General features: G+C 61.7%; 27 protein-coding genes and 1 pseudogene. 26 read left to right on the forward strand and 2 right to left on the reverse strand.

The window, feature by feature from the left end:
• Position 1 precedes the first annotated feature (1 nt).
• Genes CRO48_RS23390 through CRO48_RS23400 form a run of 3 tightly spaced genes read left to right on the forward strand, consistent with a single transcriptional unit; the run spans position 2 to position 3842 of the window.
• On the forward strand, positions 2-1459 hold the full coding sequence (locus tag CRO48_RS23390; RefSeq protein WP_245423638.1) for a DnaB-like helicase C-terminal domain-containing protein: 1458 nt from the start codon (positions 2-4) through the stop codon (positions 1457-1459).
• A complete protein-coding gene (locus tag CRO48_RS23395; protein ID WP_097142177.1) occupies positions 1459-2874 on the forward strand; it encodes a DEAD/DEAH box helicase in 1416 nt (471 codons plus the stop codon). The genes CRO48_RS23390 and CRO48_RS23395 overlap by 1 nt, the downstream gene beginning before the upstream one ends.
• Positions 2871-3842: a DNA-methyltransferase gene (locus CRO48_RS23400; protein WP_097142178.1), complete on the forward strand. Its 972-nt coding sequence runs from the start codon at positions 2871-2873 to the stop codon at positions 3840-3842. Before CRO48_RS23395 ends, CRO48_RS23400 begins: the two co-directional genes overlap by 4 nt.
• Positions 3843-3844: 2 nt before the next feature.
• Here the strand turns inward: CRO48_RS23400 and CRO48_RS23405 are convergent, their stop codons facing one another.
• Positions 3845-4093: a DUF982 domain-containing protein gene (locus CRO48_RS23405; RefSeq protein ID WP_097142179.1), complete on the reverse strand. Its 249-nt coding sequence runs from the start codon at positions 4091-4093 to the stop codon at positions 3845-3847.
• 29 nt (positions 4094-4122) lie between these two features.
• Between CRO48_RS23405 and CRO48_RS23410 the strand changes: the two genes are divergently transcribed.
• From CRO48_RS23410 to CRO48_RS23505, 21 genes are all read left to right on the forward strand, one after another.
• Entirely contained in the window at positions 4123-4425 is a 303-nt protein-coding gene (locus CRO48_RS23410; protein ID WP_097142180.1) for a hypothetical protein, read from the forward strand.
• A complete protein-coding gene (locus tag CRO48_RS23415) occupies positions 4422-4760 on the forward strand; it encodes a hypothetical protein (RefSeq protein ID WP_097142181.1) in 339 nt (112 codons plus the stop codon). Before CRO48_RS23410 ends, CRO48_RS23415 begins: the two co-directional genes overlap by 4 nt.
• Entirely contained in the window at positions 4757-5464 is a 708-nt protein-coding gene (locus CRO48_RS23420) for a helix-turn-helix domain-containing protein (RefSeq protein WP_176526861.1), read from the forward strand. Before CRO48_RS23415 ends, CRO48_RS23420 begins: the two co-directional genes overlap by 4 nt.
• Entirely contained in the window at positions 5461-5907 is a 447-nt protein-coding gene (locus CRO48_RS23425; RefSeq protein ID WP_097142183.1) for a hypothetical protein, read from the forward strand. Before CRO48_RS23420 ends, CRO48_RS23425 begins: the two co-directional genes overlap by 4 nt.
• Positions 5904-6536 (forward strand): hypothetical protein, encoded by a 633-nt coding sequence (locus tag CRO48_RS23430; RefSeq protein ID WP_097142184.1) that lies wholly within the window; start codon positions 5904-5906, stop codon positions 6534-6536. Before CRO48_RS23425 ends, CRO48_RS23430 begins: the two co-directional genes overlap by 4 nt.
• 677 nt (positions 6537-7213) lie before the next feature.
• On the forward strand, positions 7214-7687 hold the full coding sequence (locus CRO48_RS23435) for a terminase small subunit (protein ID WP_210202021.1): 474 nt from the start codon (positions 7214-7216) through the stop codon (positions 7685-7687).
• On the forward strand, positions 7605-9218 hold the full coding sequence (locus CRO48_RS23440; protein ID WP_141402108.1) for a hypothetical protein: 1614 nt from the start codon (positions 7605-7607) through the stop codon (positions 9216-9218). The genes CRO48_RS23435 and CRO48_RS23440 overlap by 83 nt, the downstream gene beginning before the upstream one ends.
• Positions 9215-10597: an anti-CBASS protein Acb1 family protein gene (locus tag CRO48_RS23445; protein WP_097142186.1), complete on the forward strand. Its 1383-nt coding sequence runs from the start codon at positions 9215-9217 to the stop codon at positions 10595-10597. The genes CRO48_RS23440 and CRO48_RS23445 overlap by 4 nt, the downstream gene beginning before the upstream one ends.
• 6 nt (positions 10598-10603) lie before the next feature.
• The gene (locus tag CRO48_RS23450; RefSeq protein WP_097142187.1) at positions 10604-11719 is read left to right on the forward strand and encodes a hypothetical protein; all 1116 of its coding nucleotides are present in this window, start codon (positions 10604-10606) and stop codon (positions 11717-11719) included.
• A gap of 3 nt (positions 11720-11722) precedes the next feature.
• A complete protein-coding gene (locus CRO48_RS23455) occupies positions 11723-12184 on the forward strand; it encodes a hypothetical protein (protein WP_097142188.1) in 462 nt (153 codons plus the stop codon).
• A 13-nt stretch (positions 12185-12197) separates the two neighbouring features.
• A complete protein-coding gene (locus tag CRO48_RS23460) occupies positions 12198-13256 on the forward strand; it encodes a major capsid protein (protein WP_097142189.1) in 1059 nt (352 codons plus the stop codon).
• Positions 13257-13312: 56 nt separating this feature from the next.
• The gene (locus CRO48_RS23465) at positions 13313-13594 is read left to right on the forward strand and encodes a hypothetical protein (protein WP_141402109.1); all 282 of its coding nucleotides are present in this window, start codon (positions 13313-13315) and stop codon (positions 13592-13594) included.
• A 5-nt stretch (positions 13595-13599) separates the two neighbouring features.
• On the forward strand, positions 13600-14091 hold the full coding sequence (locus CRO48_RS23470; protein ID WP_097142191.1) for a DnaT-like ssDNA-binding protein: 492 nt from the start codon (positions 13600-13602) through the stop codon (positions 14089-14091).
• Positions 14091-14447: a hypothetical protein gene (locus CRO48_RS23475; protein WP_097142213.1), complete on the forward strand. Its 357-nt coding sequence runs from the start codon at positions 14091-14093 to the stop codon at positions 14445-14447. The genes CRO48_RS23470 and CRO48_RS23475 overlap by 1 nt, the downstream gene beginning before the upstream one ends.
• Positions 14448-14556: 109 nt before the next feature.
• On the forward strand, positions 14557-14718 hold the full coding sequence (locus CRO48_RS32360) for a hypothetical protein (RefSeq protein WP_176526862.1): 162 nt from the start codon (positions 14557-14559) through the stop codon (positions 14716-14718).
• 10 nt (positions 14719-14728) lie between these two features.
• Complete coding sequence (locus tag CRO48_RS23480; RefSeq protein ID WP_097142192.1) at positions 14729-14959, forward strand: hypothetical protein; 231 nt, start codon at positions 14729-14731, stop codon at positions 14957-14959.
• 12 nt (positions 14960-14971) lie between these two features.
• Positions 14972-15136 (forward strand): hypothetical protein, encoded by a 165-nt coding sequence (locus tag CRO48_RS32365; RefSeq protein WP_176526863.1) that lies wholly within the window; start codon positions 14972-14974, stop codon positions 15134-15136.
• Entirely contained in the window at positions 15136-16188 is a 1053-nt protein-coding gene (locus CRO48_RS23485) for a phage minor head protein (protein WP_097142193.1), read from the forward strand. The genes CRO48_RS32365 and CRO48_RS23485 overlap by 1 nt, the downstream gene beginning before the upstream one ends.
• Positions 16188-16661: a hypothetical protein gene (locus CRO48_RS23490; RefSeq protein ID WP_097142194.1), complete on the forward strand. Its 474-nt coding sequence runs from the start codon at positions 16188-16190 to the stop codon at positions 16659-16661. Before CRO48_RS23485 ends, CRO48_RS23490 begins: the two co-directional genes overlap by 1 nt.
• A gap of 177 nt (positions 16662-16838) precedes the next feature.
• The gene (locus CRO48_RS23500; protein ID WP_097142196.1) at positions 16839-17270 is read left to right on the forward strand and encodes a phage tail terminator-like protein; all 432 of its coding nucleotides are present in this window, start codon (positions 16839-16841) and stop codon (positions 17268-17270) included.
• Between the two features lie 69 nt (positions 17271-17339).
• Complete coding sequence (locus tag CRO48_RS23505) at positions 17340-17834, forward strand: hypothetical protein (protein WP_097142197.1); 495 nt, start codon at positions 17340-17342, stop codon at positions 17832-17834.
• On the opposite strand, the gene CRO48_RS31875 is transcribed toward CRO48_RS23505, so the two are convergent.
• Positions 17831-18529 (reverse strand): hypothetical protein, encoded by a 699-nt coding sequence (locus CRO48_RS31875; RefSeq protein WP_141402110.1) that lies wholly within the window; start codon positions 18527-18529, stop codon positions 17831-17833. The two genes, CRO48_RS23505 and CRO48_RS31875, sit on opposite strands and share 4 nt — an antisense overlap.
• 113 nt (positions 18530-18642) lie before the next feature.
• Here CRO48_RS31875 and CRO48_RS23510 point away from each other — a divergent pair, with 113 nt between their 5' ends.
• The gene (locus CRO48_RS23510; protein WP_097142198.1) at positions 18643-19065 is read left to right on the forward strand and encodes a hypothetical protein; all 423 of its coding nucleotides are present in this window, start codon (positions 18643-18645) and stop codon (positions 19063-19065) included.
• A 53-nt stretch (positions 19066-19118) separates the two neighbouring features.
• Positions 19119-19283, forward strand: a pseudogene (locus CRO48_RS33630) (phage tail assembly chaperone); the annotation flags it as partial.
• Positions 19284-19303 lie beyond the last annotated feature (20 nt).

Consider the following 19303-nt stretch of genomic DNA (forward strand, 5'->3'; position numbering starts at 1 on the left):
CATGGACCTCTCCCTCCACCAAACCTACCGAGACCAGCAGCGGGAATTGCCGACGAACATCGAGGCGGAGCAAGCCTTGCTCGGAGCAGTGCTGGTCAACAACGAGGCGTTGGACGCCATCCGCGTGCCGCTCGAGCCGAAGCACTTCTCCGAAGGCATCCATGAGGCGATCTTCGACGCAATGCTTGACCTGAAGAAGGCCGGCCGCCTGATCACCACGATCACCCTGAAATCCTACATGCCGGCCACCATGATCGGGGAGATGACCCCGGCGCAGTATCTGGCGAACCTCGCCTTCAACGCGGCCACGGTCATCAATGCGCCCGACTACGCCTATGCGATCATGGACGCGGCTGCCCGTCGCGCCGTTGTCAGCCTCAGCCAGAAGATGAGCGAGGCGGCCTATTCCAACGATCTCGAAATCATGGATGAGGTCGACGCACTGCGGGCGAGGTTTGAGGACGTGATCAGGGGCCTGAATGGGCCGGGCCAGACACGCACACTGGCTGACGCCGCCAAGGTCGCGTTGGCGGCGACTGCAGACGCATACCAGGGCAGGGGCATTGCGGGCGTCGACTACGGCCTACCATGGCTCATGGGTATGATCGGCCCGCTTCTGCCGGGGCAGTTGGTCATCGTCGGGGGCGCCACCAAGCACGGCAAGTCTACTCTGATCGAGCAACTGACGGCCGGCGCCGCCATGAATGGCCATCCCGTATGGATCAACTCCGGCGAGATGAAGGGCGAGGAACTTGCGCACCGTGCGTTGTCCCGCCTCACCGACATTCAGGCATGGCGCCAGATCCGCGGCAAGGTTTCAGACAGAGAATACGAGCAATTGGAAATGGCCCGCCGCAACGCCGAGACGTGGCAGGACCGGGTTTTCATCCGGGACGATTCCATGACGCTCCGTCAGATCAAGCGGGAGATTGCTGACTTCTCCAAGCGTCACCCAGACGGCATGGCGATCGTTGACCATATCGGCCTGGTCGAACGCGAAGGCAGCCAAAGTCGAATGAGCGATGCCGAGTTTGCGCCAATCGTCACGCGGTCCCTGAAGCTTGCTGCCGGAGACTGCCGGGTTCCGCTGATAGCCGCGTCCCAGCTGAAAAAGAACACCTTCGAGATCACCGACCGGAGCATTTCGAAGAAGACCTACATGGCCGCAATCAGCCGCCGACCGAAGGCGAGCGACCTCTACGGCTCCTGTGAGAAGGACGCGAACCATGTCCTGGTGCCGTTTCGCGCCGAGGCGGTCCTCAACGAGATCGAGCCTGCCGAGGTCTCCGACCTTCACCCCGTCTGGGAAGAAGTCATGGGCGGCGTGAAGGACCGTGCCGAGATCGTCCTCGCCTTGTCCCGTCACACCCGATGGCCGCAGCGCAAGCAGGTCGGTTGGGACGGCCCTCGGACCATGTTCACAGACCCCCAGACCAGCGATCAAGGAAGGATGTTCTGATGACCCACCCACAGGAAGGACAGGAGGGATATTCCAGCTTCCTCGCAAAAAAGCGCAGGGTCGACCCGGCGACCGGCATCATGGCCGATATCGACCTGCCGTCCGTCCTCAAAGACCATCAGCGCGATATCGTCCGTTGGGGCCTCCGCCGTGGGCGTGCCGCCATCTTCGCCGGCACAGGTCTAGGCAAGACCTTGATGGAACTGGCGTGGGCCGAACAGGTATCAGCCTACACCGGCCGGCCTGTCCTGATATTCGCCCCGCTCGCCGTCGCGGCGCAGCATATCCGCGAAGCATCCAAGTTCGGCATCTTCGCGCGTCTTGTCACATGCATGGATGACGTCAGGCCGGGTATAAACATCACCAACTATCAGAAGATCGACCACTTCGACCTGTCTAAGTTCGGCGGCATCGTCCTCGATGAAAGTTCCATCCTTAAGAGCACCGATGGAAAATACCGGACGCGGCTGATCGAGGAATGCGCCAGGGTGCCGTTCCGCCTCGCTGCTACGGCTACGCCGGCGCCGAACGACTTCATGGAACTTGGTAATCATGCCGAATTCCTCGGCGTCATGTCCTACACCGACATGCTGGCGATGTTCTTTGTCCACGATGGCGGCGATACGCAAAAATGGCGCCTTAAGGGCCATGCCGAAGGGGAATTCTGGAAATGGATGGCGTCATGGGCGGTGATGCTGCGCAAGCCGTCCGATCTTGGCTACGACAACGCCGGCTATGATCTGCCGGCGCTGCGCTACCACTCCCACATGGTCAATGTCGACTATGCACCGTCGATGGAGACAGGCCTTCTTTTCCCCATGGAAGCCCGCACGCTGCAAGAGCGCATCGGAGCGCGTCGTGACAGCGTAGGCGAGCGAGTTGCGTTGGCAGCGTCCATGACGCCGGCAGATCGCCCGTTTGTCTGGTGGTGCAACATGAACCCGGAGGCCGAAGGACTGGCGAAGGCCATCCCTGGCGCCGTCAATCTGACCGGTTCCGACAGCGACGACGCCAAGGAGCGCAAGATGGTGGACTTTTCGGAGGGCCGCATCCGCGTTCTTATCACGAAGCCGTCGATCGCCGGTTTTGGCATGAACTGGCAGCACTGCGCCGATACCGGGTTCGTGGGGCTTAATGATAGCTTCGAACAGGTATTCCAGTCGGTTCGTCGGTTTTGGCGCTTTGGGCAGAACAAGCCTGTCAATGTGCATTTCATCGCCTCCGAGATGGAGGGAGCGGTTGTCGCCAATCTGCGGCGGAAGGAAGCAGATGCCGACCGGATGGCCGCGGCGATGGTCATGCATATGGCCGATCTTTCGAGCGAGCATGTGCGCGGCATGGTCCGCGACCGGCCCGACTATCACCCGACCATTCCCATGAAAATTCCAGCCTGGCTTACAGGAGCGGCAGCATGAACATCAAGGCAGTCGAACAGGTCGTGACAGACCGCTATGCGATCTACCAGGGCGATGCCTGCGAGTTGATCCGCGGCATCCCGACCGGGACCGTTCATTTCGGCATCCACTCTCCGCCGTTCGAGGGGCTCTATAAGTTTTCGAACTATGACCGGGATATCTCGAACAACGATGGGGATCAGTTCTGGGAGCACTACGCCTTCCTGATCCAGGAGCTTTTGCGTGTGACGATGCCCGGACGCATCCATGCCGTCCACTGCATGCAACTTCCCACCAGCAAGATCAGGCACGGCCATATCGGCATGCGCGACTTCCGAGGCGAGATCGTCCGCGCCTACGAGGACGCCGGCTGGATCTACCATTCCGAGGTTTGCATCTGGAAAGACCCTGTAGTCGCCCAGCAGCGCACGAAATCAATCCGCCTTCTGCACAAGCAGATCACCAAGGACAGCACGATCAGCGGGCAGGGGCTTGCCGACTACATGCTGATGTTCCGCAAGCCTGGCGACAACCCCGAGCCGGTAGACGGCATGTTCGATCGCTACGTCGGGTTTGGCAACGAGCCCGCCAGCGTGGACGCCCGGATTGCCTCCGGGAAGAGCGCCAGCGATGCGGAGAAATGGTTCTCGATCGAGGTGTGGCAGCGCTATGCCTCGCCGGTCTGGATGGACATCAACCAGACGCGCACCCTGCAATACCGCGCCGGGCGGGACGAGAAGGACGAGCAGCACATTTCGCCGCTGCAACTCGACGTGATTGAGCGCTGCATTGAACTGTGGAGCAACCCCGGCGACGTGGTGCTGACGCCTTTCCTCGGCATTGGCAGCGAGGTCTATGGTGCCGTCGCCGCAGGGAGGAAAGGCATCGGCTTTGAATTGAAGCCGTCCTATTTCCGCCAGGCGGCCCGCAATATCGCGGAACTGGACGAGGCCAAGACGGTCAACCTGTTTGCCATGGGTGCCGCATGACCTCACGCCCTCACCAATATCCCGGCTTCCTCAGCAGCGGCGACAAACGCTTCTCTAGCGTGATCTGGCTGTCTCTTCCCCTCAAGGACGGAGAGACAGGCTATTCGAGCCTTGAGGTGAGCGGGACCGGGCTCGACCGGCCATCTCTCCAGCAGGAACCTTGCGGCTTCCTCTGTGGAGGTGATGTCTCGGATACGGCCGAGCCTCTCGGTCTCCACCTCGACGGCCTTGTTCCATCGTTTCGGGTCCATGGGGCCAGCATAGCACAAGGGAAAGACGCATGAACGAGTTTGGCGCCTATGCGGTAGAGAAGCGCGGCGGCTGGTGGGGAATGCTCCGCCTGGCCCGCGATGCAAAGCCTAAGCCAATCATGGGTGAAGGCGATACGCCGATCGTGTTCCCGGACGAGTTGTCGGCGACCAAGGCGGTGCTCCGGCACTTCGTGGCCTACTTCAACGGTAACATCGTCGCCTCTCGTGAGATCGCCGGCGGAACCATTCGAGACGCCAGACGGGCTCGAGCCGAGCGGCTGTTCCGCAACGGCAAGGAGATCGAGGTCGAGCGGGAAGGAGCGGCAGCATGAAGAAGTACGCCACCATCCACTTCGCTTGCAATGACGGCGACGATGGCTCTTTTGCCGGCAAGGTCAGCGCTGCGGCTTATGCTGAAAATGATCTGGAGGCACCGGGCATGGCGGAGTTCAAGTTCACCGCCGGCGATGACTTCATCAGAATCCACCGCCGCACCTTCAAGATCATCGGCACCTCCTTTTGGGTCGGGAACTGGTGCTGGAACGCCTATCGGATGACGCGGGGCGAGGCGAAGAAGCTGCTCGCCCATCTTCGCCGGAACGGATGGCAGCACACCGGCGGTCGGGTCCACTTTGGCAACTGGTGGGACAAAGGAAGCGCAGCATGAACCTACCCTCCCTACAGGCAGAGACCTATACCAGCGCCTCAGAGATCATTCACAGCGCGAAGGCGATCCGCGAGCGGTTGCTGAGGCCAGCCAATGCCTACCGCCCGCCAGTGACCTTCCCTGAGCCTCCGAAGCCACAGATCAAGCGTAAACCTCGCAAAGAGGTCCAGCACGACGCCCATGTCATAGACTGGCAGGCCAAAAAGGAAGCCTACGACGCGATCGAGGTTGAGGCCCGGAAGATCAGTTGCCGCGACTACATCAAGCAGCGCTGCGACGAGCTCGGCGTCTCCTATGCCGAGGTGACAGGGCCAAGCAGAGTGCGCCACATCGTGGATGCACGGCAACTGCTGATGTTCGAGATCAAGACGCAGGTGAAGCCGTCAATCAGTTTCCAGGAACTCGGCAAGCTCTTCGGTGGCAGGGACCATACCACCTGTCTGCACGCTTGCATGAAGCATGGCTATGAAGGGACAGGCGGCAACAAGAGCGAACGCGACGATATCCAGAAGATCAAGGCGCTCCATGCGTCTGGCCTGTCGCAGGCGGAGATCGCTGAACAGGTAGGCTGCAGCCCATCTACCGTGCGCCGGTACACTCAAGAATCTCGCCAGTCGGCATATGAGGCCAAGCTCGCGAAGAAGCGTCTCGCCGCAAGGAAGCACTATGAACAGGCGCGGAAGAAGGCGAGGGCGGCTGGATGATCGATCAGCGCGTCTACAGCATCTGCGAGGAGTACGGCATCGAGGTTATCGACGGCCGGGCCTATCCGGATATCAAGCAGACGCGCGCAGTCGCCACAATGGATCGCATCCTGCGGAACCGCGGCGAGGATCACTTCCGCATGGTCATGTCCACCCTGGCGGAGACCGAGAACAATCAAGGCAGCCTCGACGAATATCTGTTCTGGGCTGTCTCTGACCTCGTGGAAGCCTGCCACGGCATCATTGAGGCCGAGCCTACCAAATGGCTCGAGGTCTTCGACGCAACGCCGGTAGGGCAGCTACAATACATCGCCCGCGACCTGTCTGGCATCACTCACCAGCGCCATGCGCTCGCGGGCATGTTATACGAGCGAGTAGTAAAAGCGTTCGGGCCAAGCGCCACCCAGCCAGACCTTTTCGAAGAACGCAGGAGATCGGCATGACGAGGGAAGAAATCATCGATCTGTTCATCCGAGCGGCCGAGACCGATCGCCGGTTGCCCGATACGGCCCGCCCGGCACGCCTCAAGGCCCAGGCGCTGCCATATGTCCACAGTGCCGCCGATCAGGCCGGGTGGGGCGGAGAGCGCTACGCCGAGGAGCGCGACGGCTTCTGGGACAGCCGGTCGACAAGACTGCGGACCGCCGACGTGACCGATTGGGAGCGCTGCAACGATCTCATCATCCTCGTCGCCAATGAGAGCGAACGCCGCTGCCTTTGGCATTGGTCGATCGGAAAGGCGGGAGGCCGTCCATTCAAGCATTGGTGCCGGGATGAAGGCATCCACGTCGAGACCGGAAGGCGGCGCAAAGACCGCGCCATTTACCATATTGCATCAAGTTTCATTCGGAACTCTTTGCAAAATAACGAAATAGCCCTCCAAGGCCTGTTGCCTGTTGGCCCGGAAATCAGCGATATTCCTGCCAACATCGCAGACGCTGGCCACCACACATGGCGAGACGACACAGCCTTCAGCCCGGTCGAGGTTCCTGAGCTTCGGGATTTCTCCTGGGCAGCCAAGCGGAATGAAATGCGCCGCGCCCGTGAAGCGAAGAAGCGCGAGGCGGCATAGAGATCCGAGGGGAAGCCGCTGCGCCCCGCCTATCACCGAACGGTCGTCATGACGATCGCCAGCGGCCAAGCCGGGAGGGTAGCCCGGCAGCAGTTCACAGTTCGGGAGCAGCGCGTCGGATAGGAGCGGAAGCTGGGAAGCCAGTGACCGGCGCGTAATGCCCAGCCTCCCGGAATAAGTCGTTGACGGGTCCTCTCGTCAGCATGGCGCGCAGGCCAATGTTCGTCCTACTCCTGCGAAGTCGTCGGATGCATACGGCGCAAGGCTGTGGCCCGCAGTTGACGGTATGGATAATGCCAGGGCGACCATTCGAGGCAAATGCCTCAACGAGATCGGGAAGCTTCGGTTCAAGGAGAGTTGGTTCCTCCTGTTCACGAGGCCGGCATCCAAGCCAGAGCCCCAGCCAACGGGTCTAGAGCAACGGGGTGGGTGCCCCCCGACACCATCCCGCAAGGGAAAGGCGGACAAGACGTGCCACGGAAGTCTACCAGTTGGCGAGCGTAACGGCTTCTCAAAGCTGACAGAGGACCAGGTAGCGAAAATCTACTCATTGCGTGGGCAGCAAGCCGCAGAAGAAAAGTTGCGAGCATGTTCGGTGTTTCTCGGTGGACTGTGGATAGCATTCACGAAGGGAAGAACTGGGCGTGGCTCACTTCCCGGATGGAGGAGGGCTAGCGTTGGCAGTCCTGAAAAACGCCCGGCATGAACGGTTTGCCCAAGCGGTTGCAAAGGGCATGTCTGCAACTGAGGCATATGCAGAGGCGGGCTACAAGGGCGATCGCACCGCAGCATCGAGGTTGTCAACAAATGTCAACGTCGGTCAACGGGTGTCCGAACTGCAAGCCAAGACCGCGAAAAAGGTCGAGATCACCGTCGACAGCCTCGCTGCGGAGCTCGAGGAAGCCCGGGCTCTTGCCATCAAGGAAAGGCAATCATCGGCCGCTGTGAGCGCCACGATGGGCAAAGCAAAGCTATTCGGCCTGGGTGTCGAGAACCGCCGCCTATCCGGAACGCTGCAGATCGTCACGATAACCGCCGAACAACTTGGATCGCTGACACGAGATGAACTTGCTCTCCTCGAAGCAGCCTATCCCGTTCTCGAGAAGCTCGGGGTTGTGGGAGGCGATACAGGCGGCCAAGGCGAGGCATGAGGTTGAAGATCTCAAGGGCGGCTGGGAGGAAGAGAAGCGCCGTTGCGCGGGTGATATCGCTTATTGGTTCGATCGGTGGGTTTGGACGTACGACCCCCGCTTGGTAGGCAAGCCCGGCGGCGCCTACGTTCAGTTCAAGCTATGGCCAAAGCAGCGCGACGTAGTGCGATGGCTGCTCGATCGGGTGCAGGCATCCGAAGAGGGGTTGATCGAAAAGAGCCGTGACACCGGCGCCACCTACCTGACTGCGGGCGTGGCGCTTCATCAGTGGCTGTTCAACCCTGGCTTCAAGGCCACCTTCGGCTCTCGCAAGGTTGATTACGTCGACAAGAAGGACAACCCCGACAGCATCTTCGCGAAGCTCCGCATTATGATGCGCCGGCTGCCGCCTGAGATGATGCCGGAGGGTTTCAACTGGAGCCAGCACGACAACTACATGCGCATCTCCAACCCCGAGACCGGATCGGTCATATCGGGTGAGGGTGGTGAGGACATGGGCCGCGGTGGTCGATCCTCCATGTATGTGGTCGACGAGGCGGCATTCGTGCCGAACGCTGAGACGGTGGAGAAGGCACTATCGGGCAACACCGATTGCGTGATCTGGGTCTCCTCGGTCAACGGCATGGGCAACCTGTTCGCGCGCAAGCGTCACTCGATCATGAAGCCGCATCAGATCATGCGGCTGCACTGGCGCGATGACCCGCGAAAGACGGAGGAGTGGGCGCAGGCGAAGCAGGCCAGCTTCTCGGACCCGACGACCTGGGCCAGTGAATACGACATCGACTACAGCGCCTCTGTGGAGGGCATCTGCATCCCCGCCCTGTGGGTGGAGAGCGCCAAGCGGCTTCTCGCGCTGGAGCCCCGCCTGAGGGCATCCAATGAGGTGGTGCTCGGGGGTGACGTCGGCGCCGGGAAGGCCAAGTCGGTGGTGGTGCCTCGCCGCGGGCCGATCGTCGAGCCTCCGCGCAGCCGAGGCAACCCAGACACGACCGAGACCGCGCATTGGATGCTGGATATTGCGCGGGAGACGTCTGCAAGGCGGCTTAACTTCGACGCCCCTGGTGTTGGAGCGGGCGTCTCTTCAACGCTGATGCACAATCCGGTCGATGGCCTCACGGCTGTCCCGGTTAATACCGGGCTCCCGCCGACAGAGCGGCTTTGGCCCGACGGGCGCACATCTGAGGAGATGTTCGGAAACCTAAAGGCTGAGGTTTGGTGGCTGGCGCGGACAACGCTTCAGCGCACGCACGAGCATGTCCTCTGGCTTGAGAGCAAAGGCGGACAAGAGCACCCGGTGACGGAGCTGATGGCCCTGCCGTCCGGAGACAAGGAAAGCGACCAGCTCTGCCTCGAGCTCTCCCTGGTCAAGTGGGGAAGGAATGAGCGCGGCAAGATCGTGATCGAGAAGAAAGAAGAGTTGAAGCGCCGCGGGATCAATAGCCCCGACTATGCGGACGCGTTGATGCTGACCAACGTGGACCCGCCGGAAGCCCCGGCCGTCGCCATGTTCCTTACCAAGAGGCACCGATGAACAAAGTAGTCACGCTGGCGAACTATGCGCAGCGGCGCCTCAGCACCATGTTCCCGGGGTTCTTCCCCGGCGGGAGCGTCAAGCACGACCATTACAAAGACTTCGGCTACCCCGAGAACCTGTCCTTCGCCCAAGTCTACCGGATTTACTGCCGCAACGGGGTAGCAGCCGCCGGTGTCGACAAGACGATCCGCAAGACGTGGCAGGACAATCCATTCCTTCTGGAAAAGGAGCGTGACGGCTCACAGGACGGCGCTGACGGCGAAACGGCGCTGGAGAAGCAGATCCGCCAGCGCTTCGACGATCTGCGACTGTGGGCTCGTCTGGCCGAAGCAGACCGCATGTCTATGGTGGGCGCCTATTCCGGCGTGATCCTCCGCTTCGCCGACGGCAAGCCCTTCAACCAGCCGGTCGACAGGGTCCCGGGCGGGCTGGATGGTCTCGTTGAAATCATCCCGGCTTGGGAGGGACAGCTTCAGGTATCCCAGTGGGACACGGACGAGCGATCGGAGACCTACGGTCACCCGACGATGTTCCAGTTCAACGAGTCCGCCGTCGACACCACTAACAAGCAGCCGCGCAACATCGTCATCCACCCCGACCGGGTCGTCGTTTGGTCGAAGGACGGCACGCTGCACGGGTCATCTGCCCTGGAGCCCGGTTACAACGCTCTCGTGGACATGGAGAAGGTTCGTGGCGCCGGCGGCGAGGGGTTCTGGAAGAACGCCAAGTCGGCCCCGGTCCTCGAGGTCGACAAGGAAGCCAAGATCGACCAGATGGCGAAGGTCATGGGCGTTTCGGTGGACGAGCTCGCCGACAAGATGAACGACCAAGTCGCCGACTTCAACGCTGGCTTCGATCAACTCCTGATGCTCATGGGGATGCAGGCCAAGACGCTGAACGTCACCTTGCCGTCGCCTGAGCACTTCTATGCGATCGCGCTGCAGGATTTCGCGGCTTCCATGAACATGCCGGTGAAGATCCTCGTCGGCATGCAGACGGGTGAGCGCGCCAGTCAGGAAGATGCCAGCGAGTGGGCGCAGACGAACATGTCGCGTCGGGCGAACCAGACTGTCCCGAACATCATGACGCTGGTCAACCGCTTGGAGCGCGTCGGCATCCTTCCTGAGAAGGATTGGTTCCTCGATTGGGCGGACCTCACCGAGGCGTCGATCGGAGAGAAAATCGACCGGGCCAACAAGATGGCCGACGTCAATACGAAGCTCAAGGACAGCGGGGAGTGGGGCTTTACCCCGGAAGAGATCCGCATGGCCGCCGGCTATGAGCCCCTGAAGGACTCCGAGAAATACCGCGACGACGCGACCGACGACGAGACCGACGCCGCGCTGGGCACCAAGCCCCCGACCGAAGAGGAATAATCCACCATGCCCCAGGTGCGTGTGAACGTCAGGACACTGGCGAACGTGAAGGCTGCGCGCAAGGAAAAGCGCAACGGCCGCGATGTCATGATCGTTCCGAGCGCCACGCTGCCGGACAACGTCGTGATGAACGGCATCATGTATCCGGCTGAGGAGATCGAGAAGGGCTATCAGTCTCTCGACCGTACCCCGGCGCCGCTCAGTCACCCGATGGTCAACGGTGCCTATGTCTCAGCCCGCGACCCGGAGGGGATCAACCTTGGCTGGATCGGGGCATGGAACGAGAACGTCCGCCGGGAGAACGGCCGCGTCTTCCTCGACAAGGTGATCGACATTGAGATCGCCAACCGCTCAGAGGGCGGCAAGGCGGTCCTGAACGCCATCGAGAAGGGTGAGGCTGTCCACACCTCCACGGGCCTCCTTGCTCATCTGGAGGCTGCGAACGGCGACGTTCCCTATTCCCATATTGCTCGCGATCTTGAGTTCGACCACGACGCCATCCTGCTCAATGAGAAGGGGGCCGCCACGCCGGATCAAGGCGTAGGCATGATGGTCAATTCGAAGGGCGAGCAAGAGCAGATCGAGGTCATCAACTCTGCGCTCGAGCAGGCGGACAATGAACTCGATTGGGCGGTGGAATCACTGGCCCGCGCACTGGACCGCCGGCAGAAGGCTTCGGTCCTCGACCGCATGAAATCCGCGATACTGGAAGCCCTTGGCTATTCCGAGCGGGAACCCTCAACCAATCGAAAGGAAGACGACATGCCTGTCTCTGACGAGCAGTTCAAGTCGCTTTCCGATGAGGTCAAAACCCTCTCGGAAAGCATGGGAAAGATCGGTGACACGATCGCCAACGCTGTGACGACGGCCCTCAAGCCGGTCCTCGACCAGCAGGCCGAAATGGTCGCCAACCAGAAGGCCAAGGACGACGCCGAGAAGGCAGAGCTGGTTGAGAAGGTCGTCAAGGCCAACCTGCTCTCCGAAGGCGCCGCCAAGGAACTCACCCTCAACGCCCTGCGCGAACTCGCCCCCAAGGCGAACCCCGGCAAGGCAGCCGCACTCAACGGCGCGTTCAAGGGCGGCAACGAAGCCCCGGCGTTCAAGCTTCCGAAGGGAGACTAACCCATGGCCCGCTACAACAAGATCTTCCTCGGCCCGGTCGAGAAGACCAAGCCCCAGGTGAAAGAGCTGCTCGCAGCCGCCGCGCTCAAGCCCGGTCGCCTCGCGGTCATCTCCTCCGGCAAGTTCGCACTCGCCGGCGCCACGACTGTCGGCAAGGTCTGGCTCATCCAGGACAACTATCTCGCCATGAAGGGCGTCGATACGGACTGGGCGCAGGACTCCATGGCGATCGGTATCGAGATGGAGGACGATCACCTCTATGCCGCTCGCATCGCCAACGGCGTCAATATCACGGCCGTCGGCACTGCGCTGACGCCCGGGGCAAACGGCACCCTTGCCATCGCCTCCACCTCGGATCTCGTCGTGGCCTACTCCGACGAGGTCTACAACAACAACTCTGGCAGTGAACAGCTTCTGCGCATCCGGCCCGCCGGCAGCATGAGCTACCTGTCGGCCGCATCGTAAGGAGGGAAACCAGATGCGCTATTTTGACGAACAGCTCGTCGCCAATTCCCGACCGCATGCGGCCTGGTGGAGCGAGGTGTCGATGGTCCGCGAGCACTTCCACCGTTCGGAAGATGTCCTCGCCAACCTGACCGCCGAGTTCATGGGCAATGCCGCGTCCATTCTTCCTCGCGATGCGTGGCTCGATCTCGACGGCATCACCCGCCGCGTGATGCGTGCCGACGAGGGGCAGGTATGGATGGCCGACCTGATGCCGCTGGCCCGTGCGGTCAACATCGGCAAGCTGGTCCACCTGAACCGCGTGTCCTCGGATGCCGGTCGCGTGGTCCGCTCCATGTCCGGCCAGGTGCCGGTGACCATGGACAAGGTCACCTACGACTACCGCGGTACTCCGGTCCCGATCTTCTCCACGGCCTATGGTCGCGAGTGGCGGGAATGGAACACCCTGCAGTCGGAAAACTTCGACGCTCTGTCGGACGACCAGGAAGCCCATACCGCCAAGATCCGGCGCGATATGGCGCTCTATGCTCTCGACGGCGATTCCTCGATCGTCTTCGAAGGCTACACGGCCTACGGTATCCGCACCTCGCCGTACTCCAAGGTGATCAACCTCGGCTCGGCTGCTGGCGGCGCCAACATTGACCTGACCACGGCCACCGCCGACCAGATCGATGCGTTCTTCGCTGGACCGTTCGGCGCGATGCTGGATGCGAACCTGATCACGGGCAAGGTGAACCTGTACATCTCGCCCGAGATCGCCCGTGCATGGGACAAGGCCTACTCCGCGGCTGCCGGCTTCAAGCCCGGCACGATTATGGAGTTCGTCGCCAAGAACCGCCGCATCAACAAGATCGAGGTGTCCTTCGAGCTCTCCGGCAACCAGTTCTTCGGCTTCGTGCCGTCGGCTGAGTACATCCGACCGCTCATTGGCATGGCGGTCAACACGACCGCGATCACCCGCACCAACCCGACCGACAACTATCAGTTCCTCATCATGGGGGCGATGGGCATCGAGATCCGGGCGGACATCAACGGCAAGTCCGGCGTGTTCTACTCGGTCGACCAAGACTGATGATCGGGGCCTCGCCTTCGGGCGGGGCTCACCTCACGCAACTGGAGATCAATCCCATGAAGGTAGAAATCACCGCCGGCGGCATCTTCGGTGCCAAGGGCGAAATCCCGATCGGTACGATCGTCGATGTGAAGTCCGAGCCGAAAGGCTGGGCCGGTCGCTATCGCGTCGTATCCGGGAAGGACGGCAAGGAAACCGCCAAGACCGCTATCGTCAACCCCGACAACAGCGAATACGACGACCTGAAGAAGCAGGCCGATGAACTCGGTCTCCAGTACGCGGGCAACATCTCCAAGGCGAAGCTCAAGGAATTGATCGACGCCAAGCTGGCGGAGTAACGGACGTGGCAGGTTACGGTGACGACAGCGCGTTCAGCGCGTGGCTTACAGAAAACGGCTACACGCTGCCCGAGGGCGCGCCGTCGCCTGCCGTCCTTCGTAATCGTGGCAGCCAGTACATCGACGCGGTGTATGGCTCTCGCTTCCTCGGCAGCGTCGTCGATCCCGTGCAGGAGCGGCAGTGGCCGCGCGAAGGCGCGATAGTCAACGGCAAGCTGATCCCCTCTGACGTCGTACCCCCAGCCGTGATCAACGCGTCCTATCAAGCAGCATTGCAGGAGGCGAACGAGCCCGGGAGCCTCACGGTCGTCGGCACGTCGTCCTCTGCCATCAAGCGCGAAAAGGTCGGCCCGCTTGAGACCGAATACCAGACGGCGGCCAGTGACGGCACGGCAGCCGGCATCACCCCGCTCATCTCGATCGTGGATGGCATGATTGCGCCGTTCCTTCGCGACGAAAGCCTTATCCGTGTCGGCATCTGGTCGGTGGGTTGCTGATGGCCCCTTTCGACTACGCGCGCGCCCGCAGCACTGCCGAGCGGTTGATCGCCAAGTTCGGCCAGGTCGGCGCTATCCGGCGGATGACTGCCTCTGGACCGTCATATGACCCTACGCTGACGCCGGTGGATTATCCATGCACGCTGGTGGACCTCGACATCGATGAGCGAACCATAGACGGCACGCTGATCATGCGTGGCGATCGGATGGTCTACCTCTCCACGGCAGGTCTCGGCATCGTCCCGGAGCTTTCCGACAAGGTGATGATCGGTGACGTCGAGCACGCGGTCGTAAGTGTTCAACCGCTGCAGCCGGCCGGGACGGTCGTGATGTGGCAGATCATTGCGAGGAAGTGACGATGCGCGACCCTCTCGCCCTCTTCCTCATACTCTGGGTCTCGGCCGTGGGCTTGTACATGGTCGGCATGGCCTCTGTCATAGTCCACAGCCTCGGAAGGATTGCACCGTGAGTGTCAAACCACAGGATTTCGCCAAACTCCAGAGCGCAGACCCGATGCGGATCATGGCGTTCCTCGTCGATCTCTACGGCATCAAGATTGCCGACGACATTGCCAAGCACGTTGTGTCGGATGAGCCCGCGCCGCATGTCGTTTACCCTCGCTTCTAAGGAGATAGCCATGAACCGACGCGCATTCTTCGGCTTCGCTTGTGGTGGCGTGGCTGCTGCTCCGGCCGCATTGCTCGGGACACCGAAGCCGGCCAAGGCAGAAGTCGCCCGTCTGACAATCGGGATCGACACCACGGAGATGGGCAACCTTGTCGCCCGCGTCGTAGCGAACGCCAAGCGAGAGGCAATCTGCGCCATCGTCAACGAGCGCTCCCGGTACGAGCGAGCGAAGCGCGGCTGAAAGGACAAAACCATGAGCGTCAAGGTCGAAGCAGTGCTTAAACACAACGGCCACGCCGTCGGCGACACCTACGAGGTGCCAACCATCAAGGCCAAGGCTCTAGAGGCGATCGGTCTCGTCAAGCCGGGCAACCAGACCGCAGCCAAGAAGATCGAGAAGGCCGGCGCGGCTGACTGATGGCAACCCTTCGCCAAGAGATCGACGCGCTCCTCGACCGTCTGGAGCCGACGGTTGCGGCTGCCTTCCGTGAAGCGATCGATGACATCAAGTCCAACATCGTGTTGCGCGAGGTCGTCGAGCGGCTGGAGCGGCGGGACATCGAGGGCGCCGTCGAGGCTCTGAACATCGAAGGAGCTGCCTTCCGCCAACTCGATGAGGCGATCCGGCAGGCCTACAACGCCGGCGGCTCTCTTGCGGCGGAGTGGATGCCCCGGCTGACGGACCCGATGGGCAACCGCGTGGTGTTCCGCTGGGACGCCCGAAACCAGGCGGCAGAGGCGCAGCTTCGCGACATCTCGTCCCAGCTCATCACCGGTGTCGTTGAGGACACCCGTACGGCGGTGCGCGAGGCCATGGTCGAGGGGTACGCCCAAGGGCAGGGGCCGCGCACCATCGCGCTCGACATCGTCGGACGACAGAACCGGATCACGGGCAAGCGTGAAGGCGGCTTCGTTGGTCTCAACGGGCCGCAGACCGCTCTGATCATTCGGACGCGCGATAACCTGCTTTCGGGCGAACCCGCCAGAATGCGGAAGTACCTGGAGCTGAAGACCCGCGACAAACGCCTCGACGGGGTCGTGAGGCGCGCGATCGAGACGGGCAAGCCTCTGGACGCCCAGACCCTTGAAAAGCTGCTGGCGAGGCTCAGAGACCGAAATCTGCGCCTTCGAGGCGAGACGATCGCCCGAACCGAGACGTTCATGTCGGTCGCGGCCGCACGCGATACCGCATACCGGCAGGCACTGGCAAAGGCCAACCGGGACGAAAGCCTCGTGACGCGCATCTGGCGCAGCGCCGGTGACGGTCGCGTCAGACACACACACATGGTCCTCAACGCTCAGGAGGTGACTGGCATGGATCTGCCTTTCCAGTCACCGTCTGGCGCGCTGCTGCGATATCCGGGCGATACGTCCCTGGGAGCCGGGCCGGCGGAGATCATCAATTGCCGTTGCTCGATCGAGTACAACTTCGACTTCGCCGAGGCCTATGCCCGGTCGCGAGGGCGGTGATGACCGGAAATTTCGCGGCAACAATCGGGGAATGGGCGCGGGCGGAAATGGAGCGGGCCGAGGCTGTGTTCCAGACCGCCGCCCAGATGGTCGCGAATGAGGTGAGGACGCCGGTCGCCGCCGGCGGGCGGATGCCGGTGAAAGACGGCAACCTGCGTAACTCCCTGCTGGCCTCCACCACGGCGATGCCGCAGGTCAAGGAAGGGCAGGCCAAGTACACTGACCCAGCCAGCGAGATCGCGCTCACCATCGCGGGCGCCGAACTCGGCAGCGTGGTCTTCCTTGGGTTTCAGGCTGCCTATGGGCCGCGCATGAATTACGGCTTCGTCGGGGAAGACAGCCTCGGCAGGGTCTACAATCAGGCTGGATATGGCTTCGTTGACGCTGTGGCGCAGCGCTGGCCCCAGATCGTGGCGGAAGCCGAGGCTAAGGTTCGCTTTCGGTTCGAAGCGGGTCCTTCCCTTCCGACATAATCAGCAGGGCTTTCTGCAGGATATCGAGATTTCGGATCGCAGCGCTCAGAACGGAATGTGCGTTCGCGGTCTGCACGTCCTTGTTCGCCAACAGCATGAGCGCTTGGTGCAGGAGGTCGTGAACCTCGATATCGGTGAGCGCTCGTTTTTCGGCCATGGGCCACAGGGGTAGCACATATGGCCGGAACGGTTGAACAGAAAGTATTCCGGGCGTTGGTGGAGCGGTTTCAGGCCTGGCCGCTCCCGACCGGATGGACTGAGGCTGCGAATGTTGCCTATCCCGGTCTCCACTTCACGCCGGTGGCCGGCAAGCCCTTCGTGAGCGTTGAAGTCCACTATAACCGATCGGTCGAGACAGACATTTCCATGGAGATGGACCCGATCCGGCAGGGCTTCATGCGTCTCAACGTCATGTGGCCGAATGGGCAGGGGCATGTGGCCGCGATCGAGGTGGCCGGCTCCATCCGCGCGCATTTCCGGCGCGGCTCAAAGGCGACCAAGGAAGACACCGTCGTCCGCATCTACGAGGACCCGGAGATCGGGGTGATCCTCACGGGCGACACGCACATCAACGTGCCGGTGACGGTGCGTTGGCGAGCATATCCCTAAGTTCCGGCCTGATTGGCCTGCCGTTCACGCGCCTTCGGCAAGCGCAACCAGACAAGAAGGAAATGAGCCATGCAGCTGTATCCTGTTGCAGGAAGCCGCCTCTACATGGGTGCGGCGGTATCTGACGTGCCGGACGAGGACCTTGACGAAGCGGACTTCAGCTCCGTCGTCTGGACGGAGATCAAGGGCTGGCAGACCATGGGCGCATTTGGCGATGCCAAGACGCTCATCACCGAGTCCATCATCAACCGGTCTCGCGACCTGAAGGCCGGCGGCACTCGCAACGCCGGGTCGATGCAGAACAACTTCATCGTCCTGCCCACCGACACGGGCCAGCTGGCGCTGATCGCTGCGGAGGCTACCGACTATAACTATCCCTTCAAGATCGTTTTCGACGACGCCCCGCCGACAGGCTCTGCTCCAACCCCATCGGAAGCCAAGTTCATGGGCATCGTCATGACTGCAAATGAGCAGGGTGGCGGCGCCAATACCGCTCGGCTCCTGCAGGGGACAGTTGAAATCAACACGAACATCGTTCGCAAGCCCGCCGCGACCGGCAGTTAATCGAGGTGGCCCCAGCGTTGGCCGGAGAGTATCCGGCCGACCTGAACCCTGCCGATCCCGAACAACTCGGCAATCTCGCGCTGAAGCAATTTTCCGTGGAGCGTTCGGATAGTTCGCACGTCTTCATCGGTGAGTTTAACCATCGGATGCTTGCCGCCGCGGTTGTCTGTTCCGTGGTTAGCCTTCTCAAGATGGTTTTCACTGGTAGTCGCCCAGTGGAGGTGGTTTGGAGCGCAGCAGCCCTCGTGGCCTTTCCCGCAGGAATGCGCGGATTCGTGGTCCGGGGTAGGCGGCGGGCCGTGAACGGCTTCGCAGACTAGCCGTGTGACGAGTTTGAACTTGCCGTCCTGCCAGATTAGGCCGTAGCCGTCACCATTGTGGCCGTAAGGCCAGCGCAGGCAAACGTCGCCATCATACGCGATGGCAGACTGGAGAAAGCGTAACGGTTCTCCCTCGGCTGTTCTTCCTGCCAAGGGATGGCCGTGGACGCGCAGCCGCGTGTAGTGCGCCTGACAGAGGCTCTTGGCCTTCGTCGGGCGTGCACACCCATCAATTGAACACGTGGCAGCTTGACGCGAGCGCTCCCTAAGCGGGTCGCCGTGCTTCTGCCAGCGTTGCCAGTGAAGCGAGCACCAGCCGCGCCCAACAGCCGGCTTGCCGCAATTCGAAATCGAGCATAGACGAGGATTAGCCATTCTGACCTCCGCTAAGGTTGGCTTGGTTAGAGGCCGCCGTGGTGTTACCAGCACCCGGCGGCCTCGCTGTTTATAGCACCAAGTCTCTGATTTTCATAGGAACAAGGTGTCAAATGACAGAACAGAAAACCGCTGAATTCGTCGACCTGTCCGGCCTTGAGGCCTTGGTTGAGGCCCAGGAGAAGGGCATCGAGATCGATATCCTCAACGAGAAGGGCAATTCTCTCGGGCTCAAGATCGGTATCGTCGGGCCGGACAGTGATCGCATGCAGAAGGCGATCCGCGATGTGACCGCCGAGGCCGCCAAGGCTGCGGCCGAGCGCGGGAGCATGGAAGACGCCAGCGCCGATCCCGACGAGCGGATGATTGCGATCCTTGCCAAGGCCACCACGCATTGGTCTCCTGATCCGAAGATCGGGGGCAAGGTGATCCCTTTCTCGGAAGAGAACGTCCGCAACCTCTATACCCGGTTCAAGATCATCCGCGACCAGGTTGAGGTGAAGGCGGCTCGCCGGGCGTCTTTTACGAAAGGCTGATCGGCCGGCTCTGCCAACTGATAGCCGATCAGCACGCCGGCAAGAACCTCAAGATACCCGCCGCCGGGGAACAGGTCTGGTTCTGGTTTCGCGAACTGGACAGCCAGCGGACGGGCAACGGCTACGGCCCGAATGCCCTTGGGTTTCAGGCTATCGGAGAATGGGCGAGGCTTCGCGGCCTCGTTCTCAAGCAGTGGCAGCTCGACGCCATCCTCGCCATGGACGTCAAGCGCCGCGA

The sequence above is a fragment of the Rhizobium subbaraonis genome, assembly GCF_900220975.1.
In the GTDB taxonomy this organism is placed as follows: Bacteria; Pseudomonadota; Alphaproteobacteria; order Rhizobiales; family Rhizobiaceae; genus Mycoplana; species Mycoplana subbaraonis.